Origin of the sequence: Proteus sp. G2609, from assembly GCF_963896135.1 — a bacterium.
In the GTDB taxonomy this organism is placed as follows: Bacteria; Pseudomonadota; Gammaproteobacteria; order Enterobacterales; family Enterobacteriaceae; genus Proteus; species Proteus mirabilis.
Map to the genome: position 1 here is coordinate 14,748 of NZ_CAWQNB010000006.1, position 13,489 is coordinate 28,236.

Genomic DNA, 13,489 nt, shown 5'->3' on the forward strand with positions numbered 1-13,489 from the left:
CCAAAGAGAGGACACAATGCAGGGTTCTGTGACAGAGTTTCTAAAACCGCGCCTGGTTGATATCGAGCAAGTGAGTTCGACGCACGCCAAGGTGACCCTTGAGCCATTAGAGCGAGGCTTCGGCCACACTCTAGGTAACGCACTGCGCCGTATTCTGCTTTCGTCTATGCCGGGTTGTGCGGTAACAGAGGTTGAGATTGATGGTGTACTGCATGAGTACAGCACCAAAGAAGGTGTTCAGGAAGATATCCTAGAAATACTGCTCAACCTTAAGGGGTTGGCGGTAAAAGTTCATGGTAAAGATGAAGTAATTCTTACTTTGAGCAAATCTGGCATTGGCCCTGTTATTGCAGCCGATATCATCCATGACGGTGATGTCGAAATCGTCAAGCCGCAGCACGTTATCTGCCACCTTACAGACGAAAACGCATCTATTAATATGCGTATCAAAGTTCAGCGTGGTCGTGGTTATGTGCCGGCTTCTGCCCGAATTCATTCGGAAGAAGATGAGCGCCCTATCGGTCGTTTACTAGTAGATGCGTGTTATAGCCCAGTTGAGCGAATCGCTTATACTGTGGAAGCAGCGCGTGTTGAACAACGTACCGACTTGGATAAGCTGGTAATCGAGATGGAGACTAACGGTACTATCGATCCAGAAGAATCGATTCGCCGTGCAGCGACTATCCTGGCTGAACAGCTTGAAGCTTTTGTTGACTTACGTGATGTTCGTCAGCCTGAAGTTAAAGAAGAGAAGCCAGAGTTCGATCCGATCCTGCTGCGCCCAGTTGACGATCTTGAATTGACTGTCCGCTCTGCTAACTGTCTGAAGGCAGAAGCAATCCACTACATCGGTGATCTGGTACAGCGTACTGAAGTTGAATTACTTAAGACGCCTAACCTTGGTAAGAAATCTCTTACTGAGATTAAAGACGTACTGGCGTCGCGTGGTTTATCTCTGGGCATGCGCCTTGAGAATTGGCCACCTGCAAGTATCGCTGATGAATAAGATCACAGGTTAAGGTTTTACTGAGAAGGATAAGGTCATGCGCCATCGTAAGAGTGGTCGTCAATTGAACCGCAACAGCAGCCATCGTCAGGCTATGTTTCGCAACATGGCAGGTTCTTTAGTTCGTCATGAAATCATCAAGACAACTTTGCCTAAAGCGAAAGAACTGCGTCGCGTCGTTGAGCCGCTGATTACTCTTGCCAAGACCGACAGCGTAGCTAATCGTCGTCTGGCATTCGCCCGTACTCGTGACAACGAAGTCGTGGCAAAACTGTTTACAGTATTAGGTCCGCGTTTTGCGAGCCGTGCAGGTGGTTACACTCGTATTCTGAAGTGTGGCTTCCGTGCTGGTGACAATGCTCCAATGGCTTACATTGAGCTTGTTGACCGTGCTGATTCTGAAACAGAAGCAGCTGCTGAATAATAAAATTATTATTTAGCGAAGCGAATAAAAAGACCGGATTTTTTAATCCGGTTTTTTTATTGCTATAGATTAGCAATAAATTTAAATCTATTGGTCCCTCCCTTTAATGACTCGCTACTTCTTTATTTATGTGGGTGTTATATATTTACTTCTGAATATGCTGCTATTGTGCGAAAGTAAGTATTAAGTATCGCACTATATTTCAATTCTATTTTTTTGGTTATTTGTTATGCTTACTTATCATTAGTTTGAGGAGTGATCAATGTATCGCATCGGCCAAATTGCAAAATTAGCGAATGTTACAACAGACACTATCCGTTTTTATGAAAAACAAGGATTGATGGAACATGATAGACGGACAGAAGGTGGCTATCGTCTGTATACAGAACAAGATTTGCAAAGATTACGCTTTATTCGTTATGCCAAAGAGTTAGGCTTTACTCTGGATGCTATTACTGAGTTACTTTCAATTAGAGTCGATCCTGCGCATCATACTTGTGTAGAATCAAAACATATTGTTGATGCTAGGCTAGCAGAAGTTGAGGCTCGTCTAAAAGAAATGGAAAAGATGCGTGATTCTTTAAAAATGTTAAGCAATGCTTGCTGTGGAACCGCTCATGAAAGTACATATTGTTCAATTCTAGAAATACTTGAATCTGGAGCGACAAAGCAATAATATCTGCACTGAAGATTGCTGTTCTATGCTTTATGTTCTTTAATAATTTAAGAGGTTTTTATGTCTAGCAAATATCAGCACCAAAAAGGTGTGATCAAAGATAATGCGTTAGCTGCACTTGTTCATGATCCTTTATTTAGACAACGGGTAGAAAAAAATAAGAAAGGCAAAGGCAGCTATATGAGAAAGGCAAAACATAATAAGAAAGGTAACTGGGAGGCCAGTGATAACAAATATTTTCAATTGTTATCACTGGCCTTTTAGTTTTTATTTTTGCTGATTTTTTAATAGATCACGGATTTCTGTTAATAAAGTTTCTTCTGCTGAAGGTGCAGGTGGTGCTTTAGGTTGTTCTTCTTCTTGTCTGCGCATCTTATTAATTAATTTAATCGCACAGAAAATAGCAAACGCGACAATGGCAAAATCAAAAACAGTTTGTATAAAGGCACCATAGTTTAAGATAACGGCAGGTATATCCCCATGAGCTTCTCTTAGTACTAAACTAAATTGTTTAAAATCGATCCCTCCAATGAGTAAGCCTAATGGAGGCATAATCACATCAGCTACTAAGGACGAAACAATTTTTCCGAATGCGGCACCAATGATGACACCGACTGCCATGTCAACAACATTGCCTTTCATTGCAAATTCACGAAACTCTTTGAAAAAAGCCATAACCACCCCTTATTAGTATGGATCTAGATATAAAAATATGTGTTTAGATAATAATAATAGATCAGTATTAGTAACAATCACTACTATTCTTATTTCTACACTAGAGTTATAAGAAAAATGGACTAGGTTGGAACAGTTTTTCTACTTCAGGAACATATTTTTTATCTGTAATAAACATGATCACATGGTCACCTTGTTCTATTGAGTGACTTGCATTGGCAATAATGACATCTTCATTGCGGACAATGGCGCCGATAATTGTGCCTGGCGGAAGTTTGATATCTTGAATACGTCTACCGACAACTTTTGAGGTATTTTCATCACCATGCGCAATGGCTTCAATAGCTTCAGCAACACCTCGACGTAATGAGGATACACTGACAATATCTGCTTTGCGAACATGACCTAATAGTGCTGAAATAGTGGCTTGTTGCGGAGAGATGGCAATATCAATGACTCCACCTTGGACTAAATCAACATAAGCACTGCGTTGAATAAGTACCATGGCTTTTTTTGCCCCCATACGTTTTGCGAGCATTGCGGACATGATATTTGCTTCATCATCATTAGTGAGTGCAATAAAGACATCGATTTGCTCAATATGCTCTTCAGCAAGTAGCTCTTGATCAGATGCATCACCATAAAACACGATAGTATCATGGAGGAGCTCTGCTAACTCGGTAGCACGTTGTTGATTATGCTCAATCAGCTTAACGCTATAATCTTTTTCTAATCTTGCCGCTAATCCTGCTCCAACGTTTCCGCCACCAACAATCATAATGCGTTTATAAGGTTTTTCTAATCGTTGTAGCTCACTCATTACTGCGCGAATATGTTGTGATGCCACCACGAAAAAGACCTCATCACCCGCTTCAATAATGGTCGATCCTTGAGGGCGAATAGGTCTATCTTGGCGAAAGATAGCCGCAACACGAGTATCAATATGTGGCATATGATCACGTAGAGTGGATAGTGCATTACCCACAAGAGATCCACCATAGTAGGCTTTTACTGCCACGATACTGACTTGACCTTCAGCAAAGTTTACTACCTGTAGGGCACCGGGGTATTGAATTAGTTTATAGATATAATCTATAACGAGGTGTTCAGGGGAGATGAGGTAATCAATAGGAATTGCTTCTGGTAAAAAAAGTTTATCTGCTTCACGAACAAATTCAGAGGCTCGGATACGAGCAACTTTATTGGGAGTATTAAATAAAGTATAGGCGACTTGGCATGCTATCATATTTGTTTCGTCAGAATTTGTGACGGCAACTAGCATATCCGCATCTTCAGCCCCCGCTTCTCTTAAGACTCTCGGATGAGATCCATGACCATTTACAACTCTTAAATCAAATTTATCTTGAAGTTGACGTAAACGGGTAGCATCAGTATCGACAACAGTAATATCGTTATTCTCACCGACAAGATTTTCAGCGAGAGTGCCACCCACTTGACCTGCGCCTAAGATAATAATTTTCATCGTCAGTTCTCAGAATATTCGATTAACAAATAAAAGATCAATGTCTGTTCACATCGATCTTGTGTTGGAATAGTAGCTTCTTTTAGATCTGATATCATCTTTTATCAGAAGATCATTTTTTGTTGATCAGCGCATAAAAGAAGCCATCACCGCTATATTGCTCCGGTAAGCATTGATGCTGATAGTCACATTGAGCATCTTGCATTGACGATAAGAAGGCTGCAATTTGTTGGCTATTTTCTTCAGGTAAAATAGAACAAGTAGCATAAACTAATGTGCCGCCTGATTTTAGGTATGGCCATATAGCATGTAATATTTCTTTTTGAATTTGCGCTAACTGAGCTATGTCTTCATTACGACGTAGCCATTTGATATCTGGATGGCGACGTATAACGCCAGTTGCTGAGCAAGGAGCATCAAGTAAGATCCTGTCAAATTGCATATTTGCACACCATTGCTCTGGATAACGTCCATCACCACTTTTGACTGTGGCATGTAGTTTTAAGCGGTTTAGATTTTCTTTAACTCTGGCTAAACGTTGCTCATCTATATCAATGGCGAGAACATGCGCTTTAGGGGCTATTTCTAAGATATGGGTTGTTTTTCCCCCAGGGGCTGCACATAAATCAAGAATTTGTTCGTTATTTTGTGGCGCTAATAATTCTGCACAACGCTGAGCGCTGCGGTCTTGAACAGTGACCCAGCCCTCATTAAACCCTGGTAACAGGTGAACATTACAAGGTGTTTCTAAACGAATAGCATTGGGGTGGTGCTCATCGGAGAACGCGCTGATCCCTTCTTTTTCAAGCAGCGCTAAGTACTGTTCACGTGAATGATGTATTTGATTTACCCGTAACCACATTGGTGGCTTTTGGTTATTTCCTTCAATAATACTTTCCCATAGCTCAGGGTAGGCATTTTTTATTCGTGTGAGTAACCAAGAAGGGTGCAAATAACGACTATCATTATTTTGGAAACGTTCCATTAATACATCTTGTTGACGCTGAAATTGGCGTAATACACCGTTAATTAACCCTTTTAATTGTGGTTTTTTCAGTGCGATCGCACCATTAACAGTTTCAGCGAGTGCTGCATGGGCAGGAACTCGAGTATAAAGGAGCTGATATAAACCGACCATAATGAGGTAATGTAAAATTCGTTGTTTACCTTTCAGTGGTTTATCCATTAGTTGTTGGATGATCCATTCTAGCTGGGGCAAGGTACGTAAGGTACCAAAGCAGAGCTCTTGCAAGAGTGCTTTGTCTTTATCTGAAATATTTTTTTGTAATTCAGGGATCACCGAACTTAATGATAAGCCTTGATCTAAAACTTGAGCTATTGCCTTTGCTGCAATACTGCGTAAGTTGTATGACGTTTTCATAGTGAATTAGCGTTTATATATTGGCCGCCAGAGAAGAATAATATTGGCGTAAAAAAAAGATCCCCTTGAAATATTGTTATTTCAAGGGGTAGTATCATTATTGAATGATTTTCCCAGGGGTAAACCAATCTCGTTTGGAATTTAGGAAATCGGCTGATGCCATAGGTTTTTTACCTGATGGTTGAAGCTTGGTGATATTTAAAATGCCTTCACCTGTTACGATATAAATGCCTGTTTTATCTGCTTTCAATAATGTACCTGGTATTTGATTGGTATTATCCGACGCGATAACTTGCGCTTCCCATACTTTCACCGGCTGATCATCGAGCATAAAAAAGCTCATAGGCCATGGATTAAACGCTCTAATACAACGTTCTATCTGTTGTGCAGATAACGACCAATTAATTTTTGCTTCTTCCTTTGATAGCTTTTCTGCGTAATTCGCTAGGCTATCATCTTGTTTTTCTGCTTTTAACTCACCGCTAATGATAAGATCTAATGTATTAATTAGTGCTTTAGGCCCCAGCTCTGCTAATTTAGCATAAAGAGAAGCACTCGTGTCTTGATGAGTAATTGGGCATGATGCTTTATAAAGCATATCGCCAGTATCTAAACCAACATCCATTTGCATAATGGTGACGCCAGTTTCTGTATCGCCCGCCCATAAGGCACGTTGGATAGGTGCAGCACCTCGCCATTTAGGTAGAAGAGAGCCATGGACGTTTAAGCAACCTAAACGAGGAATATCAAGTACTGCTTTGGGTAAAATCATACCATAAGCAACAACAATCATAACGTCAGGTTGTAGTGCTTTGATCCACTCATGATTCTCTTCTGGTTTTAACGATGTCGGTTGATAAACAGGAATGTTATTAGTTAATGCCAGTTCTTTCACTGGGTTAATAGTCAGTTTCTTACCTCTTCCTGCGGGTTTATCTGGTGGCGTTAATACCCCAACAATATGATGTTGAGTTGATAACAGAGCAGCTAAATGTCGGGCTGCAAAGTCGGGTGTTCCCGCAAAGATAATACGTAATGAATCAGACACGTTTTTTTCCTGTTACAAGTAAATCTCTATTGTCCCGCTTTTGCTCTTCTCTTATCGAGCTTTTCAACTTTCTGGCGGATACGTTGGCGTTTTAATGGAGATAAATAATCCACAAATAATTTGCCAACTAAATGATCCATCTCATGTTGAATACAAATAGCGAGTAAGTCATCAGCTTCTAATTCAAAAGGTTGTCCGTTGTAATCAAGCGCTTTTACTTTTACGCGCTCTGCACGAGGCACAAATGCGCGTTGTTCAGGTATTGATAAACAACCTTCCTCTATTCCGGTATCACCTTCCTGATCAAGAAGTTCTGGATTAATGAGTACCAGTTTTTGATCTCGTGTTTCAGAGATATCAATGACGATGATGCGCTGGTGGATATCCACCTGTGTCGCAGCTAAACCGATACCTTCTTCCAAATACATTGTTTCAAACATATCATCGACAATTTTTTGAATTTCGGCATCAACTTTTTCGACTGGCTTTGCAATGGTGCGAAGGCGCTCGTCTGGATAATGTAATACGTGTAATACTGCCATAATTTATTTGGACTGTTTCTAAAATGTGAATGAGAATTAACGTCTATTCTAGACATTTATTGTCTGGATTGACAGTATTTGCTGAGTTTAGCACTCACCTTGTATGTTAAAAAATAACACTAGGATAATGCATGGATGCCAGAGAAATATGGATAAGACTTAATGTTGTTTCAAGATTGCCAGTAAATAAAGCGATTAAGGTGGTGGAATACTTACAATCATTGGCGCAACTAAATCGTAAAGTGTTACTAGAATGTGGCCTATCAGAACAACAAAGTCACCAATTTATGAGGCTTCAGGCAAATTGTGTCAAAAGTACATTAAAGTGGCTAGATAAAAATGAATCATCACTCTTAACAATTTCTGATTCAGATTATCCTTTGCTATTAAAACAAATATCTTCTCCACCTCTTTTGCTTTTTGTTGCAGGTAATAAAGAGCATTTAAAAAGCACACAAATTGCATTAATTGGTAGTAGAGATGCTACACAGTATGGAACTAAGTGGGCGACTTATTTTGCACAACAGCTCGTGAAAAATAAATTCACAATTACAAGCGGGTTGGCGCAAGGGATTGATGGTGTTGGACATCGTAGTGCTTTAAAACATCATGGCGTCACTATTGCTGTATTAGGGAGTGGTTTAGAACAAATTTACCCATCATTTCATCGTCGACTAGCAGAGCAAATCAAAGAGTCGGGTGTTCTTGTTTCAGAGCATCTCCCGATGGCACCACCTTTAGCTCGTCATTTCCCGCAAAGGAATAGAATTATTAGTGGATTGAGTTCAGCTCTCTTAATTGTAGAAGCTGGCATAAAAAGTGGATCTTTAATCACTGCCAATTATGCTCTACAACAAGGCAAAGAATTGTTTGTGTTACCCGGACTACTCGGTGATTCACATTTTGAAGGAAATCATCAGTTGCTAAAACAGGGGGCGAATTTAGCCTCTTCGCCAGATGATATTATGGAATATTTAAATAGCTCTTGGCAGTGGTTAATCTTTAATCATAATGATGATTTACAGGACGAGCATATCGCAGAGGTTGGCTCAGCTGCCAATAAAAAAGAGTCCAGCAATATGCCATTAGAAATTGAAAAACTTACACCCACTCAACAGCAATCAATAAATTTGATATTGCCTTTGTTAGGTTTTGATAAAGCTATCCCGATTGATATTATTGCGAATAAGAGCGGTTTATCCACATCAGATTTAGCTCCTCTTTTATTAGAGCTTGAGCTTATCGAAAAAGTCGCTATTGTGGCGGGTGGCTATATTCGATTGGAATAAGTGTTATGAGGTAAGACAATGGCAAAAATAATGCCGTTTACGCATCCATCTGAGCAAGAAAAATGTCCTGAATGTGGCAGTGATTTAATTATAAGAAATGGTGGCCATGGCCCTTTTCTAGGATGTTCTGCTTATCCTAATTGCCATTATATTAAGGCGTTGAAATCTCAAGGCGATGGACAGGTTATTAAAGTATTAGAAGGACAGCCTTGCCAATGTTGTGGCGCAGATTTAGCTTTACGACAAGGTAAGTTTGGCATGTTTATAGGCTGTAGCAATTATCCTGCTTGTGAGCATATAGAACAAATTGATAAACCTGATGAGACTGTGATTCATTGTCCTCAGTGCGAGAAGGGCAAATTATTACAGCGTAAGTCTCGGTTTGGTAAAATATTTTATGCTTGTAACCAATATCCTGAATGTCAATTTGTACTAAATAACAAACCGATTAATGGTGAGTGCGAATATTGTCATTATCCATTATTGATGGAAAAGAGGTCTTCTCAAGGAGTAAGATTAGTGTGCGCCAGCAAATTGTGTGGCAAGCAACAAACAAAAAGAGAAGAACATGAATAACGAAGTATCACCTGTAAATAATACAATTATAGAAGCACTGCAAAATAATCAAGTTATTGCCTATCCAACAGAAGCTGTGTTTGGTGTCGGTTGTGATCCTGATAGTGAAAGCGCGGTAATGGCATTACTTGAGTTAAAACAGAGAGCCATTGAGAAAGGGCTTATTTTAATTGCTGATAACTATGAACAATTAAAACCTTATATTGATGATAACGCATTGACTCAAGAACAGCGGGAGCGGATGTTTGCCTCTTGGCCAGGCCCAATCACTTGGGTTATTCCAGCTAAGTCAACAACGCCAAAATGGCTAACAGGGCGGTTTTCTTCCTTAGCTGTAAGGGTTACGGATCACCCTATTGTGAAAGCATTATGTGTGGCTTATGGCAAACCATTAGTATCAACCAGCGCAAATTTAAGCGGACTTCCTCCATGTCGTAGTGTTGAAGAAGTACAAGAGCAGTTTCGTAATCGAATTGCTATTGTAAATGGCGAGGTTGGTGGCAGAAAAAATCCTTCTGAAATTAGAGATGCACTCACAGGTGAGCTATATCGACAAGGATAATGATGCTATGGAAAAATATGTAGTGATGGGCAATCCCATTGAACATAGTCAATCTCCTTTTATTCATCAGCTTTTTTCGAAACAGTCAGGGATTGATTATGAATATGGGCGTTTACTGGTTCCATTAGGCGAATTTGATAAATTAGCAACGCAATTTTTTTCTCAAGGTGGACGTGGAGCTAATGTTACCGTTCCTTTTAAGGAAGATGCTTTTCGCTTTGTGGATAAATTAACACAAAGAGCACAAGCCTGTGGTGCTGTTAATACTATTTTAAAATTAGATGACGGCACGTTATTAGGTGATAATACTGATGGTCAGGGCTTAATTCTTGATTTAGCTAGGTTGGATTTTATTATCCCCGGAAAAATATTATCGGTTCTTGTTATTGGGGCTGGTGGTGCTACACGAGGGATATTATTACCATTATTAAATTATAATTGTGATATTACTTTGACTAATCGCACTGTTGAAAAAGCACAACAATTAGCACAAGAATTTAGCCAATTTGGTACAATTAGAGCTAGTGCTCCACAAAATGTTACAGATAAACATTATGATCTAATTATTAACGCCTCTTCATCTAGTATGACGGACGATATTCCACCTATACCTGATAGTGCTTATGGTTTTAAAACTGCTTGTTATGATTTGTATTATAAGGCAGGTATGACTTCTTTTTTATACCATGCATTAAAAAATGGTAGTACACGCTTATCTGATGGCCTAGGTATGCTGGTAGGGCAAGCCGCTTATGCCGTTGAGTTATGGTATGAGCGAGTACCTGATATTAATCCAACAATAAATATTTTAAGAGAAAATTTGAATAAATGAATCAATCCATTCAATTTCCTGATCGTGAGCAGTGGCTTGAAGATCAAAAATACGTTCTTTTCCCTATCATGGTCAATGGAATGTTATTTGATTGCCAAATCACTGAACAAGAGCTAAAGGCACGCTTTGGTGATAATAGTAATGGTCTTTGTTTGTTTAAACAGCATCGATGGGAAATTGAAGAAGAATTTGAAGAGTTGGCTAAGCTGTATGAAGTGTCAACTCTTCATCCATTTTACTGTTTATCAATGGCGGAATGAGCCGTTGATAAATAGTCGTTCTTCCACTTTACGTAATTATTAGCAGAGTAGATAAAGTGTTGTATTTCTGCGGGCGTGAGTGGGCGGATCTTTTTTACTGGGCTACCTAAATAAAGAAAACCACTTTCTAGTCGTTTACCAGGTGGTACTAGGCTTCCTGCGCCGATCAAGACATTATCTTCAATAATTGCACCATCAAGTAAGATTGATCCCATGCCGACTAATACTCGGTTTCCGATTGTACACCCATGTAACATTGCTTTGTGTCCAACAGTCACATCATCACCGATGATGAGAGGAAAACCATTAGGGGTATTTTCTGATGCATGTGTAACATGTAGCACTGAGCCATCTTGAATATTAGTCCTTGCTCCTACACTGACATAGTTAACATCACCGCGGATCACAACCATTGGCCAAATGCTGACATCTTCACTAAGGCGTACATCACCAATAACAGTGGCTGTTACGTCAATATAAACATCTTTAGCAATGGAAGGTGATAAGTGTAAGTAACTTCTAATAGTGGAATGGCTCATAATTGACCTCATACGAATATTGTGTCGGTACTTTGCTGTAATTGTAATATAGAAAAGCATAGCAGTGAGCAGGTATATCTGACGAGAGAATAATCCAGAGTATTATTTTTAACTGAAATAAATAGCGATGATAATAAAAGTAAGTGGATCGATGATGATCGATAGAAGATAACGAATAGACAAAACGGTTATTGGTAGTATAATTTTTGTGCTACTAGCGGGGTTTTAGTGTCAAAAATAGACGTGTAGCTTAAAAATAGAGCGAACAGAAAAAAAATTGAAATAAATACTTGCGCTAATCTGAGAAGCCCCTATAATGCGCACCCACTGACCGACGATGAGCTGACAACAGCAACGACGGAAAGGGAAGAGAAAAGAAAAAAGTTTGAAAAAACTCTTGACTCTTCAGAGGAATAGCGTAATATACGCCTCCTCGCAACAACGCAGAAGGCCGGAAACGGCAGCGATAGTTGCACTGCTCTTTAACAAATTATCAGACAATCTGTGTGGGCACTCGCAGAGACGATATCTTCTAAAAAATTAGATGTATCAAGTCTTGAAGAGTGACTAACAAGTTAATTCATATAATGAATAAGCTAAGTTTTCGATTTCTTTGAGCATCAAACACTTTTAATTGAAGAGTTTGATCATGGCTCAGATTGAACGCTGGCGGCAGGCCTAACACATGCAAGTCGAGCGGTAACAGGAGAAAGCTTGCTTTCTTGCTGACGAGCGGCGGACGGGTGAGTAATGTATGGGGATCTGCCCGATAGAGGGGGATAACTACTGGAAACGGTGGCTAATACCGCATAATGTCTACGGACCAAAGCAGGGGCTCTTCGGACCTTGCACTATCGGATGAACCCATATGGGATTAGCTAGTAGGTGGGGTAAAGGCTCACCTAGGCGACGATCTCTAGCTGGTCTGAGAGGATGATCAGCCACACTGGGACTGAGACACGGCCCAGACTCCTACGGGAGGCAGCAGTGGGGAATATTGCACAATGGGCGCAAGCCTGATGCAGCCATGCCGCGTGTATGAAGAAGGCCTTAGGGTTGTAAAGTACTTTCAGCGGGGAGGAAGGTGATAAGGTTAATACCCTTGTCAATTGACGTTACCCGCAGAAGAAGCACCGGCTAACTCCGTGCCAGCAGCCGCGGTAATACGGAGGGTGCAAGCGTTAATCGGAATTACTGGGCGTAAAGCGCACGCAGGCGGTCAATTAAGTCAGATGTGAAAGCCCCGAGCTTAACTTGGGAATTGCATCTGAAACTGGTTGGCTAGAGTCTTGTAGAGGGGGGTAGAATTCCATGTGTAGCGGTGAAATGCGTAGAGATGTGGAGGAATACCGGTGGCGAAGGCGGCCCCCTGGACAAAGACTGACGCTCAGGTGCGAAAGCGTGGGGAGCAAACAGGATTAGATACCCTGGTAGTCCACGCTGTAAACGATGTCGATTTAGAGGTTGTGGTCTTGAACCGTGGCTTCTGGAGCTAACGCGTTAAATCGACCGCCTGGGGAGTACGGCCGCAAGGTTAAAACTCAAATGAATTGACGGGGGCCCGCACAAGCGGTGGAGCATGTGGTTTAATTCGATGCAACGCGAAGAACCTTACCTACTCTTGACATCCAGCGAATCCTTTAGAGATAGAGGAGTGCCTTCGGGAACGCTGAGACAGGTGCTGCATGGCTGTCGTCAGCTCGTGTTGTGAAATGTTGGGTTAAGTCCCGCAACGAGCGCAACCCTTATCCTTTGTTGCCAGCACGTAATGGTGGGAACTCAAAGGAGACTGCCGGTGATAAACCGGAGGAAGGTGGGGATGACGTCAAGTCATCATGGCCCTTACGAGTAGGGCTACACACGTGCTACAATGGCAGATACAAAGAGAAGCGACCTCGCGAGAGCAAGCGGAACTCATAAAGTCTGTCGTAGTCCGGATTGGAGTCTGCAACTCGACTCCATGAAGTCGGAATCGCTAGTAATCGTAGATCAGAATGCTACGGTGAATACGTTCCCGGGCCTTGTACACACCGCCCGTCACACCATGGGAGTGGGTTGCAAAAGAAGTAGGTAGCTTAACCTTCGGGAGGGCGCTTACCACTTTGTGATTCATGACTGGGGTGAAGTCGTAACAAGGTAACCGTAGGGGAACCTGCGGTTGGATCACCTCCTTACCTAAGAGATACGTGTTATGTG

General features: G+C 41.0%; 15 protein-coding genes and 1 rRNA gene. 10 read left to right on the forward strand and 6 right to left on the reverse strand.

The genetic code is table 11. From position 1 onward, the window contains the following. Positions 1-16 precede the first annotated feature (16 nt). The 4 genes from AACV01_RS02335 to AACV01_RS02350 all read left to right on the forward strand — a co-directional run bounded on the left by AACV01_RS02335 (position 17) and on the right by AACV01_RS02350 (position 2,370). A complete protein-coding gene (locus AACV01_RS02335) occupies positions 17-1,006 on the forward strand; it encodes a DNA-directed RNA polymerase subunit alpha (protein WP_004246941.1) in 990 nt (329 codons plus the stop codon). A 37-nt stretch (positions 1,007-1,043) separates the two neighbouring features. Continuing rightward, the gene (gene rplQ / locus AACV01_RS02340; RefSeq protein WP_004246940.1) at positions 1,044-1,430 is read left to right on the forward strand and encodes a 50S ribosomal protein L17; all 387 of its coding nucleotides are present in this window, start codon (positions 1,044-1,046) and stop codon (positions 1,428-1,430) included. Positions 1,431-1,692: 262 nt separating this feature from the next. Next, the gene (gene zntR, locus AACV01_RS02345; RefSeq protein ID WP_004246939.1) at positions 1,693-2,106 is read left to right on the forward strand and encodes a Zn(2+)-responsive transcriptional regulator; all 414 of its coding nucleotides are present in this window, start codon (positions 1,693-1,695) and stop codon (positions 2,104-2,106) included. 60 nt (positions 2,107-2,166) lie between these two features. After that, on the forward strand, positions 2,167-2,370 hold the full coding sequence (locus AACV01_RS02350) for an alternative ribosome-rescue factor A (protein ID WP_004246938.1): 204 nt from the start codon (positions 2,167-2,169) through the stop codon (positions 2,368-2,370). Between the two features lie 3 nt (positions 2,371-2,373). Here AACV01_RS02350 and mscL read toward each other — a convergent pair whose 3' ends face one another. The 5 genes from mscL to def form a co-directional block, all read right to left on the reverse strand. Continuing rightward, on the reverse strand, positions 2,374-2,781 hold the full coding sequence (gene mscL / locus AACV01_RS02355; RefSeq protein WP_004246937.1) for a large-conductance mechanosensitive channel protein MscL: 408 nt from the start codon (positions 2,779-2,781) through the stop codon (positions 2,374-2,376). A 106-nt stretch (positions 2,782-2,887) separates the two neighbouring features. Beyond that, the gene (gene trkA / locus AACV01_RS02360) at positions 2,888-4,264 is read right to left on the reverse strand and encodes a Trk system potassium transporter TrkA (protein WP_004246936.1); all 1,377 of its coding nucleotides are present in this window, start codon (positions 4,262-4,264) and stop codon (positions 2,888-2,890) included. Positions 4,265-4,376: 112 nt separating this feature from the next. Further along, positions 4,377-5,645 carry a 16S rRNA (cytosine(967)-C(5))-methyltransferase RsmB gene (gene rsmB, locus AACV01_RS02365; protein WP_020946575.1) on the reverse strand — a complete coding sequence of 423 codons (1,269 nt, stop codon included), beginning with the start codon at positions 5,643-5,645 and terminating at the stop codon, positions 4,377-4,379. A gap of 97 nt (positions 5,646-5,742) precedes the next feature. Then, positions 5,743-6,693 carry a methionyl-tRNA formyltransferase gene (gene fmt / locus AACV01_RS02370; RefSeq protein ID WP_004246934.1) on the reverse strand — a complete coding sequence of 317 codons (951 nt, stop codon included), beginning with the start codon at positions 6,691-6,693 and terminating at the stop codon, positions 5,743-5,745. Positions 6,694-6,719: 26 nt separating this feature from the next. After that, entirely contained in the window at positions 6,720-7,235 is a 516-nt protein-coding gene (def, locus tag AACV01_RS02375) for a peptide deformylase (RefSeq protein WP_020946577.1), read from the reverse strand. A gap of 131 nt (positions 7,236-7,366) precedes the next feature. Here def and dprA point away from each other — a divergent pair, with 131 nt between their 5' ends. The 5 genes from dprA to AACV01_RS02400 are packed head-to-tail and all read left to right on the forward strand — an operon-like array spanning position 7,367 to position 10,754. After that, entirely contained in the window at positions 7,367-8,524 is a 1,158-nt protein-coding gene (dprA, locus tag AACV01_RS02380) for a DNA-processing protein DprA (protein ID WP_020946578.1), read from the forward strand. Between the two features lie 18 nt (positions 8,525-8,542). Beyond that, a complete protein-coding gene (locus tag AACV01_RS02385; RefSeq protein WP_161682351.1) occupies positions 8,543-9,100 on the forward strand; it encodes a DNA topoisomerase family protein in 558 nt (185 codons plus the stop codon). After that, on the forward strand, positions 9,093-9,662 hold the full coding sequence (gene tsaC, locus AACV01_RS02390; RefSeq protein WP_004249883.1) for an L-threonylcarbamoyladenylate synthase type 1 TsaC: 570 nt from the start codon (positions 9,093-9,095) through the stop codon (positions 9,660-9,662). Before AACV01_RS02385 ends, tsaC begins: the two co-directional genes overlap by 8 nt. A 7-nt stretch (positions 9,663-9,669) precedes the next feature. Further along, entirely contained in the window at positions 9,670-10,494 is an 825-nt protein-coding gene (gene aroE / locus AACV01_RS02395; protein WP_020946579.1) for a shikimate dehydrogenase, read from the forward strand. Continuing rightward, positions 10,491-10,754: a DUF1488 family protein gene (locus AACV01_RS02400; protein ID WP_046334456.1), complete on the forward strand. Its 264-nt coding sequence runs from the start codon at positions 10,491-10,493 to the stop codon at positions 10,752-10,754. Before aroE ends, AACV01_RS02400 begins: the two co-directional genes overlap by 4 nt. Here AACV01_RS02400 and AACV01_RS02405 read toward each other — a convergent pair. Continuing rightward, positions 10,730-11,293, reverse strand: a complete 564-nt coding sequence (locus AACV01_RS02405) for a gamma carbonic anhydrase family protein (RefSeq protein WP_004249682.1) — start codon at positions 11,291-11,293, stop codon at positions 10,730-10,732. The two genes, AACV01_RS02400 and AACV01_RS02405, sit on opposite strands and share 25 nt — an antisense overlap. A gap of 631 nt (positions 11,294-11,924) precedes the next feature. Between AACV01_RS02405 and AACV01_RS02410 the strand changes: the two genes are divergently transcribed. Beyond that, positions 11,925-13,467 (forward strand): 16S ribosomal RNA (locus AACV01_RS02410). Positions 13,468-13,489: the final 22 nt, after the last annotated feature.